The 16598-nt window shown below is 69.4% G+C and carries 16 protein-coding genes and 2 pseudogenes; 4 read left to right on the forward strand and 14 right to left on the reverse strand.

Features of this window, described 5'->3' with window-relative positions; genetic code table 11:
* Positions 1-94: 94 nt before the first annotated feature.
* The 5 genes and pseudogenes from ABDJ85_RS20330 to gstA all read right to left on the reverse strand — a co-directional run.
* Positions 95-190, reverse strand: a pseudogene (locus ABDJ85_RS20330) (FxDxF family PEP-CTERM protein); the annotation flags it as partial.
* A 33-nt stretch (positions 191-223) separates the two neighbouring features.
* A pseudogene (locus ABDJ85_RS04205) lies at positions 224-1546 on the reverse strand (alkaline phosphatase PhoX); the annotation flags it as partial.
* 171 nt (positions 1547-1717) lie between these two features.
* Positions 1718-2119 carry a nuclear transport factor 2 family protein gene (locus ABDJ85_RS04210; protein WP_347703482.1) on the reverse strand — a complete coding sequence of 134 codons (402 nt, stop codon included), beginning with the start codon at positions 2117-2119 and terminating at the stop codon, positions 1718-1720.
* An 8-nt stretch (positions 2120-2127) separates the two neighbouring features.
* Entirely contained in the window at positions 2128-2343 is a 216-nt protein-coding gene (locus tag ABDJ85_RS04215; RefSeq protein WP_347703483.1) for a tautomerase family protein, read from the reverse strand.
* A gap of 16 nt (positions 2344-2359) precedes the next feature.
* Complete coding sequence (gene gstA / locus ABDJ85_RS04220; RefSeq protein ID WP_347703484.1) at positions 2360-2971, reverse strand: glutathione transferase GstA; 612 nt, start codon at positions 2969-2971, stop codon at positions 2360-2362.
* 103 nt (positions 2972-3074) lie between these two features.
* On the opposite strand from gstA, the gene ABDJ85_RS04225 reads away from it, so the two are divergent.
* Complete coding sequence (locus tag ABDJ85_RS04225; protein ID WP_347703485.1) at positions 3075-3995, forward strand: LysR family transcriptional regulator; 921 nt, start codon at positions 3075-3077, stop codon at positions 3993-3995.
* Positions 3996-4008: 13 nt separating this feature from the next.
* Here ABDJ85_RS04225 and ABDJ85_RS04230 read toward each other — a convergent pair whose 3' ends face one another.
* From ABDJ85_RS04230 to ABDJ85_RS04255, 6 genes are all read right to left on the reverse strand, one after another.
* Positions 4009-4488 carry a VOC family protein gene (locus tag ABDJ85_RS04230; protein ID WP_347703486.1) on the reverse strand — a complete coding sequence of 160 codons (480 nt, stop codon included), beginning with the start codon at positions 4486-4488 and terminating at the stop codon, positions 4009-4011.
* Between the two features lie 76 nt (positions 4489-4564).
* On the reverse strand, positions 4565-4843 hold the full coding sequence (locus ABDJ85_RS04235) for a hypothetical protein (protein ID WP_347703487.1): 279 nt from the start codon (positions 4841-4843) through the stop codon (positions 4565-4567).
* A gap of 23 nt (positions 4844-4866) precedes the next feature.
* Positions 4867-5325, reverse strand: a complete 459-nt coding sequence (locus ABDJ85_RS04240; protein WP_347703488.1) for a phage tail protein — start codon at positions 5323-5325, stop codon at positions 4867-4869.
* A gap of 23 nt (positions 5326-5348) precedes the next feature.
* Complete coding sequence (locus ABDJ85_RS04245; protein WP_347703489.1) at positions 5349-7118, reverse strand: TonB C-terminal domain-containing protein; 1770 nt, start codon at positions 7116-7118, stop codon at positions 5349-5351.
* Between the two features lie 9 nt (positions 7119-7127).
* The gene (locus ABDJ85_RS04250; protein ID WP_347703490.1) at positions 7128-8336 is read right to left on the reverse strand and encodes a CaiB/BaiF CoA transferase family protein; all 1209 of its coding nucleotides are present in this window, start codon (positions 8334-8336) and stop codon (positions 7128-7130) included.
* 72 nt (positions 8337-8408) lie between these two features.
* Positions 8409-9968, reverse strand: coding sequence for a methyl-accepting chemotaxis protein (locus ABDJ85_RS04255; RefSeq protein WP_347703491.1), 1560 nt, complete (start codon positions 9966-9968; stop codon positions 8409-8411).
* 92 nt (positions 9969-10060) lie between these two features.
* Here ABDJ85_RS04255 and ABDJ85_RS04260 point away from each other — a divergent pair, with 92 nt between their 5' ends.
* From ABDJ85_RS04260 to ABDJ85_RS04270, 3 genes are all read left to right on the forward strand, one after another.
* Entirely contained in the window at positions 10061-10291 is a 231-nt protein-coding gene (locus ABDJ85_RS04260; protein ID WP_347703492.1) for a DUF1653 domain-containing protein, read from the forward strand.
* 302 nt (positions 10292-10593) lie between these two features.
* A complete protein-coding gene (locus ABDJ85_RS04265) occupies positions 10594-11727 on the forward strand; it encodes a sensor histidine kinase (protein WP_347703493.1) in 1134 nt (377 codons plus the stop codon).
* Positions 11724-12383, forward strand: coding sequence for a response regulator (locus ABDJ85_RS04270; RefSeq protein WP_347703494.1), 660 nt, complete (start codon positions 11724-11726; stop codon positions 12381-12383). The genes ABDJ85_RS04265 and ABDJ85_RS04270 overlap by 4 nt, the downstream gene beginning before the upstream one ends.
* 10 nt (positions 12384-12393) lie before the next feature.
* On the opposite strand, the gene ABDJ85_RS04275 is transcribed toward ABDJ85_RS04270, so the two are convergent.
* The 3 genes from ABDJ85_RS04275 to ABDJ85_RS04285 form a co-directional block, all read right to left on the reverse strand.
* Positions 12394-13332, reverse strand: a complete 939-nt coding sequence (locus ABDJ85_RS04275; protein ID WP_347703495.1) for a serine hydrolase domain-containing protein — start codon at positions 13330-13332, stop codon at positions 12394-12396.
* Positions 13333-13414: 82 nt separating this feature from the next.
* Positions 13415-14206, reverse strand: coding sequence for an ABC transporter permease (locus tag ABDJ85_RS04280; protein WP_347703496.1), 792 nt, complete (start codon positions 14204-14206; stop codon positions 13415-13417).
* Positions 14203-16401, reverse strand: coding sequence for an acyltransferase family protein (locus ABDJ85_RS04285; protein WP_347703497.1), 2199 nt, complete (start codon positions 16399-16401; stop codon positions 14203-14205). Before ABDJ85_RS04285 ends, ABDJ85_RS04280 begins: the two co-directional genes overlap by 4 nt.
* Positions 16402-16598: the final 197 nt, after the last annotated feature.

A 16598-nucleotide genomic window follows, 5' to 3' on the forward strand; every position in this document is an offset into this window, starting at 1 on the left:
GCAGATGGACTGGAAGGCGCCCGACGTGAGAACGCTGCCGCGCCTTGGACCCAGGTGCGCGGCAGCGTGAGGGGAGGAGCCGGAGTGGGCTCGATCAGGCCTTGCGGCGGCGCGCGACGAAGCCCACCAGACCCAGGCCGCCGATCAGCATCGCGTAGGTGCTGGGCTCGGGCACGGCGCTGATCTCGATCAGGCGGTCAGTGCCGCTGCTGGGGTGCTGGATGTTGATGTAGGCCTTGTTCGGGTCGGTCAGGCTGAAGAACAGGCCCGTGGTCTCGGAGCCCTGTGTGCCATTGCTGACCCAGCGGCCAATGCCTTCACCGGCGTCGAGCAGGTCGCCGTCCTTGTTCAGGTCGCGGGCAAACCAGACGTCGTTGTCTTGGCCGCCATTGCGGTCTTCGATGATGTACATGTTGCCGTCGGCGTCGATGGCCAGGTTGTCGGCGTTCTTCAGGCCGGCGCCCACCTTGAGGCCGGTGGCCAGGTCGATGGTGTTGGTGTCGACGAAGAGCTTGACCTCGCCGGTGGCGACGTCGAGGTTGTAGACGCGGCTGCTGCCGCCGTTGAAGGAGCCCGAGTCGGTGGTGGTGAAGTAGAGGCGCTGCGTGCCGCCCACGGTCTGGATCTCCAGGTCCTCGGGGCGGTTGAAGCCGGTGCTCTTGATGGAGGCGTGGTCGGCGGTCACGCGGCCGTCGATGGTGCCGTCACCCAGCACGGTGGACACGCCGGCAATGGCGCCGCCCGTGGCATTGGTGATGGCGACCCACGACGAGGCGCCGACGTTGGGCGCACCGCCGGTGCTCTCGTTCTGGCCACCGGCACCCACGCGCAGCACAAAGCTCTGGCCCGAGGCGAAGTAGTCGTTGCCATTGGTGGCATTGGGGTTGTTGGACACGTACTTGTAGACCGCGCCGCCGTTGAGCTCGTCCACAAAGTACAGAGCCTTGTTGCTGTCAAAGGCCAGGCCCTCGTGCGACACGCGCGGGATGACCGAGCGCTGGACGAAGCTGCCGCCATTGGCCAGGGCCGTGGTCGGGTTGGTCACCTCAAAGAGGCGACCCTTGCTGCTGCCGGTGCCCCAGGATTCTTCGGCCGTCAGGTAGCCGCCCCAGGGGGTCCAGCGCGAGGCGTCGCCCGAGGTGAAGCCGTTGGTGCCCGGTGCCACGATGGTGACGGTGCGGGTGCTGTAGTTGGTGTCCCAGAGGTCCACACGCTGCACGCCGGCCGTGCCCGTCTCAAAGGGCATGAACAGGTAGCGGCCGGCATTGGGGCCGGTGCGGTTGGTGTCGATCATGTCCCAGCTGCCCGAGTTGGAGCCAGAGACCAGGGTGTTCTGCGTCGTGCGGTCGGCAATCGCCTTCTGGCTGAAGTTGGGGCTGGAGAGCAGCAGGGGCGTGGCTTCGCCCGCGCCACCCACGGGGATGGGGCCAGCCGAGGCGGGCAGCGGGGTGAAGTTGCTGAAGTTGCTGGTGGCGGCCAGGGCCGGGGCGGCCAAGGCGCCAAGCGTGGCCACGGCGGCCAGGGCGATGCGGGTGCGAGCAAACATGGGTGAGCAGTCCTGTGAGGGTTTGGAAGGCCAGCGGCGCGGTGTGCATCGCTGAGTCCGGCCAGTCTTGCGGCCGTCGATGTCAGGGTTGTGTCAGCCCACAGACAGCTTCGGAAATCCCGCACCAAGCTGCTTGCCTCGCTGGAGGGCGCATGGCTATGTCGACGCGCGTCAGCGGCTCTGGCCGCCGGCCTCCAGCTCGTAGTGGAAGACCTTGGAGATGATCTGCCAGCGGCCATCCACGTGGACCAGGGTGAGCAGGTCGGTGAAGTGCTTGGGGCGGATCACGCACTGCACGCGCGCCAGGGCTGTGACGGGGCCGATGAACTCGATGGCGAGGATGTGGTCGGCGCGCGCGTCGCCGCGCGAGGCGGGTGACGGGCGCTGCGCGACCATGGGCAGGTAGTCGTCCATGCGCAGGCTGCGCAGCACGCCGTCGGTGGCGCAGGCATAAAGCGCGGCCGGGTGGAAGACGCGCCGCAGGGCCTCGGCGTCGCTCTGGTAGAGGCCGTCGAAGTAGGCCGCCAGCACGGCTTCCACCGCGCTGAAGTCGGGTCCTATTTCGGCCCGCATTTCGGGCCTCACCGCCCGCCCTCTGCGGCGGCCTGCCGCAGCCGCGTCACCGTCTCGCCGGCGATGCCCCAGTTGTCGGTGTCCACCTCGTCGATGACGACGAAGGTGGTGGCCGGGTTCTTGTTCAGCACCTTCACCAGCAGTTCGGTGGCGCCCTGGATGAGGGCGGCCTTCTGGGCAGGGGTGGCGCCCTCGCGGGTGATTTGGATCTGGACGTAGGGCATCGTCGGCTCCTGCAGTTCAAGCCGCCAGCAGGCCTTCGGCCTTCATCGCCGCCTGCACCGCCGGCCGGGCTGCCACACGGGCCAGGAAGGCCTGCAGGTGCGCCAGGTCCGAGAGGTCGAGCGCCACGTACTTGGCCCAGCCCGAGACGGTGAACAGGTAGGCGTCGGCGGCGGTAAAGGCCGCGCCCGTCAGGTAGTCGCGGCCGGCCAGTTGGGCATCCACCCACTCGAACTTGTGGCGCAGGGTCTGGCGGTGCAGGGACTTGGCGGCGTCGTCGAAGCCGGGGGTGAAGAGCGGCGTGTAGGACTTGTGCAGCTCCGAGGTGATGTAGTTCTGCCACTCCATCACGCGGTAGCGCTGCAGGCTGCCGCTGCCAGGCATCAGGCTGGCGTTGCCGGCCTGGTCGGCAATGAACTGCGCGATCACCGGGCCCTCGCTCAGGCGGGTGCCGTCGTCCAGCTCCAGCAGGGGCACTTTGCCCTTGGAGGTGATGCCGTAGAAGTCGGCGCCGGAGGCCAGGGTGTGCTTGGCGGTGTCGACCTTTTCAAGCGCGAAGGGCAGGCCCGCCTCGCGCAGGACGATGTGGGGAGCGAGGGAGCAGGCACCGGGGGAAAAGTAGAGCTTCATGTCATTGACTCCGTGGGTTGAAGACCGTGCCGGCATGGTATTCAGCACTTCAAAATCAATAAACATGAGACGATTCACTTCACCTTTTACCTGGAGGCGATGAATGCCGCGCAACTTCGAAGACCTCAAGCTCGGCAGCATCGAACTCTTCTGCCGCACGGCCGAGCTGCGCAGCTTCACGGCGGCAGCTCAGGCCTCGGGGCTGACGCCGGCGGCGGTGAGCCGCTCGGTGAGCCGGCTGGAGGAGCGCCTTGGCGTGCGCCTGCTGGTGCGCACCACGCGCCAGGTGCGGCTGACGGACAGCGGGCAGTCCTACTACGAGCGCTGCCGCCAGGCCATCGGCCAGTTGGTGGAGGCCGAGCGCGAGGTGACTGGCGAGCAGTGCGTGCCCACGGGTGCCGTGCGCATCAGCCTGCCCACGTCCTACGGCCACCACCGCGTGCTGCCGGTGCTGCCCGCCTTCCGCGAGCGCTACCCGGGCATCACGCTCGACGTGCAGCTCACCAACCGCAACGTCGACTTCGCGGCCGAGGGCTTCGACCTCGCGGTGCGTGGCCGCGCGCTGCTGGACTCAGGGCTTGTCGCACGCAAGCTCGAAGACGCCGAGCTCGTCATCGTGGCCACGCCCGACTACCTGCGCCGCCGTGGCCGCCCTGCCGTGCTGGACGAGCTGCAGACGCATGACTGCATCCAGTTCATGCGGCCCGCCACCGGCCAGGTCATCCCCTGGCTGCTGCGCCGCGAGGGCGCGGACTTCGAGCAGGTCACGCGCGGCGGCTTCTGCTGCTCGGAAGACATCCTGGGCGCCGTCACCCTGGCCCGGCATGGCGCCGGACTCTTGCAGACCTACCGCTTCATCGTCGAGGACGACCTGCAGCAAGGGCGCTTAGAGGCCGTGCTGCCCGAACTTGGCGGCACCTCACGGCCCTTCTCGCTGCTCTACCCTGCCCAGCGCCACATGCCGCTGCGCCTGCGGGTGCTGATCGACTTTTTGCTGGCGGCCTGCGGCTTGCCGCGCGCCTGAGCGGTTCAGGGGCTCAGCCGCGCACGGCCGCCTCGATGGCGGCGATGTCGATCTTGGTCATCTCCATCATGGCCGCGAAGGCGCGCTTGGCGGCGGCGGGGTCGGGGTGGGCGATGGCCTGCATCAGCGCGCGCGGCGTGATCTGCCAGTTCAGGCCCCACTTGTCCTTGCACCAGCCGCAGGCGCTTTCGGTGCCACCGCCTTCGAGGATGGCATTCCAGTAGCGGTCGGTCTCGGCCTGGTCGTCGGTGGCGACCTGGAAGGAGAAAGCCTCGGTGTGCGGGAAGGCCGGCCCACCGTTCAGCCCCAGGCAGGGGATGCCCAGCACCGTGAAGTCGACCGTGAGGATCTGGCCCTCCTCGCCCGAGGGGTAGTCGCCCGGCGCGCGGTAGGTCTTGCCCACCGTGCTGTTCGGGAAGGTCTTGGCATAGAACTCGGCCGCTTCCAGCGCGGCGCCGTCGTACCAGAGGCAGATAGTGTTCTTGGGGGACATGGCGGGGCCTTCTTGAGTGAAAGGTGATTGGAGGGAGCCAAGGACGACGTTTGACGGGCGGCCTGTTCGACACCCGCTAGCGATGCACCACCCAGGCGGCCAGCGCCGCCGCGACGGACAGGCCTTGCACGCCGAGCGCGGCCCATGTGAAGCGGCGCCAGACGCTCCCGGCCTGCGTGCGTGCGCGCGCCCACAGGCCCAGGCCCAAAGTCAGCGCTTGCGCGGCGGCCCACACCATCCACATCAGCCCGAGCGCAAAGCAGGCAAAGCTCTCGCAGTGCAAGCGGTAGGTGTAGATGCCAGCAGCCACCAGGCCCAGTGCCCCTGCGGCGTGGCCCAGGACCAGCAGGCGCATGAGCCAGCCAGAGCTTGAGCCGCTCATCGGCCCTCGACGCGCAGGCCTTCATGCGCCAACACCACCGTCTCGATGGCGACCTCGTTGCCCGTGGCCTTGAGGTCGGTGCCGGTGATCTTGGTGGGCCAGGCGTTGCTCAGGGTCCAGACCATGGTGACGCCGCCGGCTTCGTCGAGCAAGCTGATGGTGACGTCCTTGCGCACGACGCTGGCAAGGTTTGCCGACTTGAACCACGCAAAGAACGGGGAGCTGGTGGTGGCCACGCCCCGCTTGAGCGTCACGTCCGAGAACTTCTTGAGGCCCGGCATCTTCACGGGGCTGAAGACCTTGCTGTTGCCCCCGCGGTACTCAATGACCTGGGCCTCCATGTCCAGCCCCGAGACTTCCGTGAAGCTGGCGCTGGCGCCATCGATGCTTACCTGGAAGCGGAACTTGGGCAGCGGCCAAACGGTGCTGGACTGCTTGGATCCGTCGTCGGGCATGGCGTTCTTCCAGGAGGTGGTGGTCAGTACAAGCGTATCGCCATGTCGAAATGCCAGCTGCGCCGGATCTCGACCACGTCGTAGTCGCGCGCCAGCGCGGGCGGGAAGGCCGGGTAGCGCTCCAGGCTGCGGATCACGCGCTCGATGGCATCGTCCAGCTGCGGCACGCCGCTGCGGCGCACGAAGGTGATGGTTTCGACGCTGCCGTCGCTGCGGATGGCCACCGTGACCAGCGGGTCGGTGTAGGGCGCACGCGTGGCCTCCCGGACCAGGTCGAAGGTGGGGTTGAGCTGGATCTTGCGCGCAAAGGCCTCGGCGTAGAGCACCAGCTCGGCATTGCTGTCGGTGTAGCCAAAGAGCCGGCCCCGGCGTGCGGCGTTGTAGCCCGCCTTGAGGGCGGCGTCGCGCTTGGCAGCCTCTTCGTCCAGCTGGCGGCCGATGGCGCGCAGCCGGGCCTCGCGTCGCGCTTCCTCCTCGGCCTTGGCCGCAGCCGCTGCGGCGCCCGCAGCACGGGCGGCCTCAAGCTTGGCGGCGGCTTGGCGAGCGGCCTCCTGTCTGGTGGCTTCTTGTCGGGCCGCTTCTTGCCGTGCCGCCTCCTGCCGAGCCACCTCTTGCTTTGTGGCTTCCTGGCGCGCCGCTTCTTGGCGGGCAGCCTCCTGTCTGGCGGCCTCTTGTTTTGCGGCCTCTTGCCTGGCCTCTTGCCTGGCCGCCTCCAGCCGGGCGGCTTCCAACTTGGCGGCTTCGAGGCGAGCCTGCTCTTGCCGCAGCTGCTCCAGCCGGGCCTGCTCCTGGCGAGCCGCTTCCGCCTTGGCGGCCTCGGCACGAGCGGCATCTTGCCGAGCGGCTTCCTGGCGTAGCGCTTCCGAACGCGCCGCCTCCAAACGTGCGGCTTCAAGACGAGCCGCCTCGGCCTTGGCAGCTTCTCGGCGCGCGGCCTCCTGCTTCTCGGCGGTCTGGCGCGCGGCTTCGGCGCGCAGGGCTTCGAGCCTGGCGGCCTCGACCTTGGCGGCTTCTTGCCGGGCGGCTTCCTGGCGGGCTTGCTCGCGCCGCGCCTCCTCGCGGCGCTGCTCGTCCTTGCGGGCTTCCTCCAGCGCGGTCTCGCGCTTGAGGGCTTCGAGCCGGGCCAGTTCTTGCCGTGCACGCTCGGCGCGCTCGGCTTCGAGGCGCAGACGGGCCTTCTCGGCTTCGGCGGCGGTGCGCTGCTGTGCGGCCTCATCGGCGGCGATGTCGGGTGCCGACGCGCTGCTGGCTGGCTGCTCGGCCGCTGCCGGGCTGGGCAGAGGGGCGGACGCGGCGGCCACGGCCCAGCCCGCGCGGTCGGGGCGGTCGATGGTGATCAGGCGCGGCGCGGGGTCGGCGGCGGCCGGCGGTGCGGTGGCGACGGTGTCGGTGGGCGGGCTGGGCTCGGGCGGCGGCAGCTTGGTGACCGGGCGCCAGATGAACTCGGTCGTGGTGGTGGGCTCGGCGGCGGCCGTGGCCGACGCGGCGGCGCTGGGCGCTGCGGGGACTTCGAGCGCAGGTGCCGGTGTCTGTGCCGGCGTCTCTGGCTTGATCACCACCCGCAGCGGGCTTGCCTGCGGCACGGGCGGCGCATCGATGCGCCGCGTCTGCCAGGGCAGGTTGAAGCCCAGCTCCCCGGCGTCGGGGCCGCCCACCAGCAGCGAGAGCAACAGGCCATGCAGCAGCAGCGAGACCCCCAGCGCGCGCCGGGTGCGGGCCTCGGGGCTGGCGGGCTTGGGGCCGAGCCGCAATGCGGGCTCAGCGGGGCTCTCGGTCACCGAAGGAAATTTCATGCGCTGGATTCAGGCCACCACGCCACGCTCGCGCAGCGCGTTGATCTGCTCGGCACTCAGCCCGATCTCGCGCAGCACGGCGTCGGTGTCCTCACCAAGGCGCGGGGCGGGGATGCGCAGGCTGCCGGGGGTGCCCAGCAGCTTGGGGACGACGCCGGGCACGGTCACCGTTTCGCCATCGCGCGTCGGCTGCTGAAGCAGCATGTCGCGCGCCTGGTAGTGCGGGTCGTGCGCGATGTCGGCGGCGGTGTAGACCTTGCCGGCTGGCACGCTGGCGGCCTCCAAGGCGGCCAGCACCTCGTCCACCCGGCGCGGGGCGGTCCAGGCACCGATGGCGGCGTCGATCTCGGCCACGCGCTGCACGCGGCCGGCATTGGTGGCGAGCTGCGGGTCCTGGCCCAGGTCGTCGCGGCCAATGGCCGTCATCAGGCGCTTGAAGATGCTGTCGCCATTGCCGGCCACCAGCACCACGCCGTCTTGGCAGGGGTAGGCATTGCTGGGCGCGATGCCGGGCAGGGCCGAGCCCGCAGGCTCACGCACCGCGCCAAAGGCGCTGTACTCGGGGATCAGGCTCTCCATCACATTGAACACGGCCTCGTGCAGGGCCACGTCGATCACCTGGCCCGGGCCGCCATTGACCTTGTGGTGGTAGAGCGCGGTCAGCACCCCGATCACGCCGTGCAGGGCGGCCAGCGTGTCGCCGATGGAGATGCCGCAGCGCACCGGCACGCGGCCGGGCTCGCCGGTCAGGTGGCGTAATCCTCCAACAGCCTCGCCAATCATCCCGAAGCCGGGGCGGTCCTTGTAGGGGCCGGTCTGGCCATAGCCCGAGATGCGCAGCATGACGAGGCCGGGGTTCAGCTTGGACAGCTCGTCCCAGCCCATGCCCCAGCCCTCCAGGGTGCCGGGTCGGAAGTTCTCGACCAGCACGTCGGCCTCGGCGATGAGTTGGCGGGCGATGTCCTGGCCCTCGGGGGCGCGCAGGTCCAGCGCGATGGAGCGCTTGTTGCGCGACTGCACCTGCCACCAGACCGAGGTGCCGTTCTTGACCAGGCGCCAGCCACGCAGCGGGTCGCCACCGCCGGGGGCTTCGATCTTGATCACGTCGGCGCCAAAGTCGCCCAGCGTCTTGCCGACAAAGGGGCCGGCAATCAGCTGACCCATCTCGACGACGCGCAGGCCAGCCAGGGCGCCAGGGGGCAGGGCAGTCGCAGTCATTCCTCAATCACTCCGTTCTCACCCGCTGCGGGCGCGGCGCTCGCAGCGGCGGGGCGGGTGATTGTCAGCCGATCACTGGGTGCCGAGCCGGAACCTCGCCACCGCGCCCACCAGGCCGTCGGCCTGCTGCTTGAGGCTGGTGGCGGCGGCGGCCATTTCCTCGACGAGGGCGGAGTTCTGCTGGGTGGTCTTGTCCATGGCGGTGATGGCCTCGCCCACCTGGGCCACGCCCATGGACTGCTCCTTGCTGGCGCTGGAGATCTCGCCCATCAGGTCGGTCACGCGGCGGATGCTGTCCACCACCTCGGCCATGGTGGTGCGGGCCTGGTCCACCACGGCGGTGCCACGTTCCACGCGCTCCACGCTGGAGGCGATCAGGGCCTTGATCTCGCGCGCCGCCTCGGCCGAGCGGCTGGCCAGCGTGCGCACCTCACCCGCCACCACCGCAAAGCCCCGCCCCTGGTCGCCGGCGCGGGCAGCCTCGACGGCGGCGTTCAGCGCCAGGATGTTGGTCTGGAAGGCGATGCCATCGATGACGCCAATGATGTCGGCGATCTTGCGGCTGGCGTCCTGGATCTCGCCCATGGTGCTGACCACCTCGCCCACCTGCTCGCCGCCGCGCACGGCCACGGTGGACGCAGCCTGCGCCAGCTGATTGGCCTGCTGGGCCGAGTCAGCGTTGTGGCGCACGGTGGAGCCCAGCTCCTCCATGGACGAGGCCGTCTCCTCCAGCGCCGAGGCCTGCTGCTCGGTGCGGGCACTGAGGTCGTTGTTGGCGTGGGCGATTTCGGCGCTGCCATTGGCCACGTTGTCCGCGCTGCCGCGCACCTGGCTCACCACCTGGTGCAGGCTGTGCTGCATCTCGCCCAGGTTCGCGAGCAGCTGGCCCAGCTCGTCGCCGCGTGTGCGCAGCTGGCGTGCCGAGAGGTCGCCGTCGGCCACGCGCTGCGCCAGGTCCACGGCCTGGTCGATGGGATGGGTGACGCTGCTCGCGATGCGCAGCGCCAGCAGCGCGCCCACCACGAAGGCCACGGCCGTCAGGCCGATCAGCATCCAGCGGGTCGAGCGGTTCATCTGCTCGGCCAGCGCGTATTGGTCGTTGCCAGCCTGGACCTGGATCTCGGTCAACTGGTTCAGCGTTTCGGTCAGCGGCCTGGCCAGCTTCGCGCTGATGGCCTCCTTGTAGAGCTTGGCGGCCTTGTCCACGTCGCCCGCTCGCAGGGCCTCGCGGGCGGGGGTCAGGCCCTCAACGCGGTAGGCACGGAGCGCCGCCTCGAACACGGGCACCAGCTGCTGCTCCTTCGCCGTCAGTTGCGAAGCCTTGTATGACTTCCAGAGTTTGTCGATGGTGTCCGCGTTCTTGCCCATCTCGGCATCGCGGCTGGCGATGTTGTCGGCGCTGGGGATGAGCAGCATGTCCATCACCAGGATGCGATTGCGGTTGGTCAGCCGCGTCACATCGGACAGCTCGTGCAGTGGCACCAGGTTGTCGTTGTAGACGCTGGCCAGGCGATCGAAGGTCTGGCCCAGGTTGCGCACGCCCATGCCGGCCACCGCCAGCAACAGCAGCAGCACAAACCCGAACGCTCCGATCAAGCGGGTACGGACCTTCAAGCTGTAGATCGCTTCCACGTCGTCCTCCTGAATCTTTGCCGGCTAGCGATGCTAGGAGCCCTGGTGGCGGAAATCCAGGGGCTGAAGCTGTCTGTCGTCCAATACCGCGCATGAACCAAGACCTGCCCCCGCTCCCCACCCTCGCCCCCGGCCGCTATCGCCACTACAAGGGCGGCGAGTACGAAGTGCTGGCCGTGGCCCGCCACAGCGAGACCCTGGAGCCCCAAGTGGTCTACCGCCCGCTCTACAACGACAGTGGCTGGTGGGTGCGGCCGCATGCCATGTTCATCGAGACCGTGATGGTGGACGGCCGCGAGCAGCCGCGCTTCGCCAAGCTGTAGGTACGCCCCGGCATGGGGCTTGCGACTAGGGCCTGTTAACGCGACGGGAATGGGTCGCGTTGTGACCAAAGCAGCCGCAGGCAAGGCGCAAACCGCAAGTCGGGGTGGCCCCCCGACGAGGATTTGCAACGCCGCATGCGGCTGCTTTGGTCACAACCCTCCGGGAAGGCCCGCCACAAGGGGCCACTCGGCGTTGCACCTCTGGCCCGCACGCGAGTGCGGGCGGCGAGCCGCGCCTTGATTGGCCCCTTGTGGCGGGCCTTCGCGACCCATTCCCGTCGCGTTAACAGGCCCTACTGTCCATGCCGCTCGACGCCGCCGATGCCCACTCCCTGATGCTTGCCAGCATTGGCGAGGGCATATTTGGCATTGACCTGGATGGCCGCTGCACCTTTGTGAACCCGGCCGCACTGCAATTGCTCGGTCACCGCACCGAGACGGTGCTCGGCCGGAACATGCATGACCTGGTGCACCACACCCATGCCGATGGGCAGCACTACCCCGAATGCGACTGCCCGATCTTCAAGGCCTTCCGCCTCGGGCAGCCCTGCCGCATCGACGACGAGGTGCTGTGGCGCGCCGACGGCACGCCCTTCCAGGCCGAGTACGCCAGCCACCCGCTGCTGGAGCAGGGCCGCGTGGTGGGCGCGGTGGTCAGCTTTGTGGACATCGGTGAGCGCAAGCGCGGCGAGACCCTGCTGCGCCGCGCCAACGATGTGCTCGAAGCCCGGGTGGCCGCCCGCACCGGCGAGCTGAACGACGCCCTCACCCGCTTGCGCGACCTGGCCCAGCACCTGGAGGGTGTGCGCGAGGCCGAGCGCACGCGCATCGCCCGCGAGATCCATGACGAGCTGGGGTCCTTGCTCGTCGCCCTCAAGCTCGACACCGGCTGGCTCGCGCGGCGCCTGCCGGCCGACGAGACCCTGCACGGCAAGCTCCAGGCCATGGGCCGCACCATCGACACGGCGGTGGACAACCTCGGCCGCATCATCACCGACCTGCGCCCCAGCATCCTCGACCACCAGGGCCTGTGGGCCGCGCTGGAGTGGCAGGCGCAAGAGTTCATCGAGACCACCGAGCTGGCCGCCGACCTCCAGGTGCATGTGGCTGCCGGCGTGGTGCCGCCGCAGGGCGGTCTCGCCATCGCGGTGTTCCGCATCTTTCAGGAGATCCTGTCCAACGTGGCGCGGCATGCGCGTGCCCAGCATGTGTGGATCCGCATCGCCGTGGATGACCCGCCCGAACCCACGCTCTACCTGGAGGTGCGCGACGACGGCATCGGCGCCCGCCCCGACCAGCTCAGCGCCCCGCGCAGCTATGGCGTGATGGGCATGCACGAACGCGCCGCGCCCTTTGGCGGCCGCGTCAGCATCGAGACCGCGCCGGGGCAGGGCATGCGGGTGCGGCTGGTGATGCCGCTCGGGGGTGCCTCTTGATCAAGGTCCTGATCTGCGACGACCACGTCATCGTCCGCCAGGGCCTGCGCCAGCTGCTGCTGGAGGCCGGCGACATTGAGGTCTGCGCCGAGGCCGCCGACGGCCCCGCCGCCGTGCAGCGCCTGCGCCAGGGCGGCATCGACGTGCTGCTGCTCGACATCGCCCTGCCGGGCCGAGACGGCCTCGATGTGCTGCGCCAGCTGCGCGACGAATGGCCGCGCCTGCCGGTGCTGATGCTCTCCACCTACCCCGACCGCCAGTACGCGGTGCGCAGCCTCAAGCTTGGCGCGGCGGGCTACCTCAACAAGAGCGCCGACTCCGAGCAGATCACCACCGCCGTGCGCCGCGCTGCTGGTGGTCAGCGCTTCATCACGCCCGCCGTGGCCGAGCTGCTGGCCAATGCCCTGGGCGGCAGTGCCGACGACGACGGCAAGCCCCTGCACGAGCTGCTCTCGCAGCGCGAGTTCCAGGTCTTCCAGCAGCTCGCCGCCGGCCGCAGCGTGGGCGAGATCGCCCAGCAGCTCAGCCTCTCGTCCAACACCGTCAGCACCTACCGCGCCCGCATCCTGGAGAAAACCGGCACGCGCAACGACGTCGAGCTGGCGCTCTATGCCATCCGGCGTGGCGAGGGGGCGGTGCCGGCGCCAGGCGCTTGAGCCCACGTTCCTAGCGCCGCGCCCACCTGAGCACACGGGTCTCGGCGGCTTCGATGGCACCCCAGCCGGGCGCGTTGCTGCTGTTGGCCAGCAGCACGATCACGGCGTCGAGTGCCGCATGGTGCCGGACGATGCTGTGATAGCCCGGGAGCAGGCCTGTGTGGTCAAAGACATAGTGCGAGGCGTAGATGCGCTGTGCTCGGGTAGACAGGATCCGGCCTTCGCGTAGCGCCCGCGTGAAGATGCCCACATCCTGCGCCGTTGCCACCAGAGAGCCGCCAGGCGCCGTGTAGCGCACGGCCTTCAGGTCACCCGCGTGAGCCGGGTGGTAGGCGCTCACGAGCCGGTCTGGGTCGACCGGCCCTAGCGGCCCATGCGTGGCGTGCAGGCCCTGCGGCCTCAGCAGGGTGCGCTCGATGTAGGCCTGGTGAGGCTCTGAGAGCACGCTGTCCAGGATGGCGCCCACCAGCAGGTAGTTGGTGTTGGAGTAGCGATAGGCGGCACCGGGCTCGAACAGCGCGGGCCGGCCACGCACACAGCTCAAGTGGCCTTCGAGGTCCTGTGGCGGGTCGAACCAGTGGTAGTTGCTGGCATCCGTGAAGTTGTAGAGCCCGCTGCGGTGGGTCAGGAGCTGGGTGGCCGTGATTCGATCCGCGTTGGCGAGTCCTTGCGCAGCCTGCGGGAGGTAGGTGGCCAGCGGCCGGCCCAAGTCCAGAGCGCCCTCGGCTGCCAACTGGGCGGCCGCAGCGGCCACGTAGAGCTTGCTGATGCTGGCGATCTTGAAGAGCGCCTGGGGATCGCTGGGCACTTGAGTCCGACGGTCCTTGAACCCGGCCGCGTGCAGCGCGGGAGGACGATCGCTCACATCCACGTAGGCGATCAGGCCGTCGAAGTCGTCGCCCAGCGATGCCGACAGGACGCCAGGCAACGTGGGCGGGAGCGGCTCCACGTGTGCGCATCCCGTCACCGCGCTGGTGCCCAGGGCAGCCAAGCCTCTGAGCGCCGACCGGCGGTTCACGGCGCCGTGCCGCTCAGCCACGGCGTTTGAGCCTGTAGTAGGCCACCAGGCTGCATAGCAGCGTGAAGCCCAGCAGCACCCCAAGCGCCATCTGCGGCGAGATCCAGCGGAACTTGGCCACGTCGGCGGCGGCAAAGGCCAACTGGTTGAGGTGGAAGTGCGGCCAGAACACGGTCTGGAAGTGCATGGAGGCCGGCAGCGGGAAGAAGGTGCCCGACAGGTACAGCCCTGGCAGGTAGACCAGGTTGGCAAAACCCGGCGCGGCCGAGCCGCTGGTGAGCGCGCCCATCATCACGCCCAGCGCACAGAAGGGCAGGGTGCCGACGATGAACACCGCGCTCATGGCTGCCAGCTGCGTGGGGCTCAGATGCGCCTGGCCGGTGACGGCCGCCAGCACCAGGATGGGCAGGTAGGCAATGGCCCCGCAAGCCACGCCCGCGCCGATCTTGGCCGCGATCCAGGCGCCAGCTGGCGCGGGCTGGGCACGCTTGAGCGTGAGCAGGCCTTGCTCACGCTCCATGGCCAGGTTGGGGCAGGTGGCAAAGAGCGCGGCCATGGTGACGGCCATCAGCGAGAAGCCGGCAAACATGAAGCGGCCGGTGTCGGGGTCCTTGGCCACCGCCTCGCCGGCCACCGCGAAGGCGAACAGCAAATAGGTGCCCAGGGGCAGCAGGAACATCGGCAGCGCAAAGGCCGGTGTGCGCAGCAGGCGCAGCAGCTCCAGGCGCAGCTCCAGCAAGTAGGGCGCGACGCTGCGGCTGAAGGGGGTTGTGGCGAGCGGCAGGGAGTGAGTCAGGGTGTTCATGCGGCCTCACGAATAGTTGCCCCCGGGGCTGGGCTGCTCCCAGCCCGCCCCCCGAGGGGGTCAAGCGAACTTGGGGCGGCCCGGCGTTCGCTTGTCAGTTGGTGGAAGGCTTCGTTCAGCCCAGCCTGGCGGACTTCGAGCTGCCTGAGCTGGGGGTCGGCGGCGAGCAGGTCGCGCACCACGGCTTCGGCGTCGGTGGCGACGATGCTCAGCTGGGGCGCGTGGCGGCCGGGCTCGGTGCTGACCTCGACGACGCCGGGCCAGTGGCGCAAGGTGTCGGCGGGCAGTTGCGACTCGCAGCGGATGTGCCGGCGCGAGACCAGGGCGCGCATCTCATCGACGCTGCCCGAGGCGATCACGCGGCCTTGGGCCAGCACGGCCACGCGGGTGGCCAGGGCTTCGGCTTCCTCCAGGTAATGCGTGGTGAGCAGGATGGAGCAGCCCTCGGCCAGCAGCGCGCGGATGTGCGCCCACATGGCCTCGCGGGCTTGCAGGTCGAGGCCCACGGTGGGCTCGTCGAGGAACAGCACCTTGGGCTGGCCGCAGATGGCCATCGCGAACTGCACCTGGCGCTTTTGACCGCCCGAGAGCTTGCCGTAAGGGCGCTCGGCCAGGGCCTCGATGCCGCAGCGTGCCAGGGTCTCGCGCAGGCTCAAAGGAGCTGGGTAGTAGCTGGCGCTCAGGGCCACCAGCTCGTGCACCTTCAAGTCCTTGGGCAGCTCGACGTTCTGCATCATCACCCCGAGGCCCTGGCGGCGCAGGATGTCTTGCGGCGCGCCGCCCAGCAGCCGCACCACGCCGGTGTCGGCGTCATTGAGGCCCAGCCACAGCGAGATGGCCGTGGACTTGCCCGCGCCGTTGGGGCCCAGCAGCGCGAGCAGCTCGCCGCGCCGCAACTCCAAGTCCACACGGCTCAGCGCTTCGAGCTGGCCATAGCGCTTGGAGACAGCGTGCAGCTGGGCAACCACGTCATCAGTCTCAGCGGCAGGCACCTCGGCCGGCACGCTGGCCGCCTTGCCACGGCGCGGGTAGGCCTTGCCATTGAGCACGCGGCCCACCGCCGTGTGGCGCACCAGCAGCTCGTAGCTGAGCAGCAGCACAAAGAGGGCGGTGGAGACGACCAGCGCGTACTTCAAGCCCCAGTGCAGCGGCCAGTGGCCGACCCAGACCTGCAGCGCTGCCACCAGCGGCAGGTGCACGAGGTAGATCCAGTAGGACGCATCGGCCACGTAGCGGATGGCGGCGTTCTCGCGCGTCAGGTAGCGCAGCGCGGCGCCAGTGATCGCAAAGCTCCAGGCCCAGGCCGAGGCCACGAAGGCCAGCGCAAAGATCTGCTTGGCCGGCTCAGGCATGCCGAAGACGGGCTGCGTCTTGTTGATGTAGAGGCACACCGCCGTCGACGCCAGGGCCAGCAGCAGATGCGGCAGCCAACGCTGGCGCAGCGCACTGAGCGCACCCGGCGCCCGCTGCACCAGCCAGCCAAAGGCGAAGGCCGTGCCATAGCCCACGGTGGCCGGCAGCTGCGGCAGCAGGGACTGGTCGGGCGTGGGGATGCCGCCCACGGGCAGCCACATCGGCAGGCCCAGCAGCACGGCCGCCAGCGGCCAGCCCAGCATCAGCGCGCCGGCGGGCCAGCGCAGCACAAAGGTGGTGGCACGGTCGGCCCAGCCGCGCAGCGTCTCGCGCCGGTCCAGCCCCGCCACGGCGCCGCGCACCAAGAGGACGACGGCATAGAGCCACAGCAGCTGGTACAGGAACCACAGATGCGCCAGCGGGAAGGCGCCGGCCTGAGCGGGCATGGCCGGCGCAGCCGGCGGTGCGCCGTTGAAGACCTTCTGCATCCCGAGGTACCAGACAAAGCCGATCAGCGGGAAGAGCAGCAGCCAGCCCACCACCAACGGGACGGCGATGCGCTTGAGCCGGTTGACCCAGAACGCCCGCGTGCCGAGGCGCTGGTGCAGCTGCCGGGCAAAGAAGCCCGCGATGAAGAAGAACAGCAGCATGCGGAAGCTGTGCGCGACGAAGCTCGCGTCGGCCAGCAAGGGGCTGGTCGAGACATCGTTCATCGCCCACATGCCGGGCGGCATGCCGGGGATGAAGGACAGCATCGCGTGGAAGGCCACGCCCAGTAAAAGGGCAAAGCTCCGCACTGCGTCGAGGGCGTGAAGCCTCTCGCCGTTGGGGTGGGGTGACATGGAATTTCCTTCTAAGGGGCCTGTGAAGGCTACGGCAATGGGTCGCGAAGGCCCGAGGCAGGGGGCCAATCAAGGCGCGGCTCGCCGCCCGCACTGACGTGCGGGCAAGAGACGCAACGCAGAGTGGCCCCCTGCCTCGGGCCTTCCCGGAGGGTTGCGACCAAAGCGGCCGCATGCGGCGTTGCAAATCCTCGTCG

It is taken from the genome of Roseateles paludis (genome assembly GCF_039872745.1).
GTDB lineage: Bacteria > Pseudomonadota > Gammaproteobacteria > Burkholderiales > Burkholderiaceae_C > Pelomonas > Pelomonas paludis.

Coding starts and splice junctions, on each gene's coding strand:
- ABDJ85_RS04265 (WP_347703493.1), top strand. CDS start 10,594: ATGCCGCTCGACGCCGCCGATGCCCACTCCCTGATGCTTGCCAGCATT.
- ABDJ85_RS04225 (WP_347703485.1), top strand. CDS start 3,075: ATGCCGCGCAACTTCGAAGACCTCAAGCTCGGCAGCATCGAACTCTTC.
- ABDJ85_RS04230 (WP_347703486.1), bottom strand. CDS start 4,488: ATGTCCCCCAAGAACACTATCTGCCTCTGGTACGACGGCGCCGCGCTG.
- ABDJ85_RS04245 (WP_347703489.1), bottom strand. CDS start 7,118: ATGAAATTTCCTTCGGTGACCGAGAGCCCCGCTGAGCCCGCATTGCGG.
- ABDJ85_RS04285 (WP_347703497.1), bottom strand. CDS start 16,401: ATGTCACCCCACCCCAACGGCGAGAGGCTTCACGCCCTCGACGCAGTG.
- ABDJ85_RS04210 (WP_347703482.1), bottom strand. CDS start 2,119: ATGCGGGCCGAAATAGGACCCGACTTCAGCGCGGTGGAAGCCGTGCTG.
- ABDJ85_RS04280 (WP_347703496.1), bottom strand. CDS start 14,206: ATGAACACCCTGACTCACTCCCTGCCGCTCGCCACAACCCCCTTCAGC.
- ABDJ85_RS04235 (WP_347703487.1), bottom strand. CDS start 4,843: ATGCGCCTGCTGGTCCTGGGCCACGCCGCAGGGGCACTGGGCCTGGTG.
- ABDJ85_RS04260 (WP_347703492.1), top strand. CDS start 10,061: ATGAACCAAGACCTGCCCCCGCTCCCCACCCTCGCCCCCGGCCGCTAT.
- ABDJ85_RS04250 (WP_347703490.1), bottom strand. CDS start 8,336: ATGACTGCGACTGCCCTGCCCCCTGGCGCCCTGGCTGGCCTGCGCGTC.
- gstA (WP_347703484.1), bottom strand. CDS start 2,971: ATGAAGCTCTACTTTTCCCCCGGTGCCTGCTCCCTCGCTCCCCACATC.
- ABDJ85_RS04215 (WP_347703483.1), bottom strand. CDS start 2,343: ATGCCCTACGTCCAGATCCAAATCACCCGCGAGGGCGCCACCCCTGCC.
- ABDJ85_RS04240 (WP_347703488.1), bottom strand. CDS start 5,325: ATGCCCGACGACGGATCCAAGCAGTCCAGCACCGTTTGGCCGCTGCCC.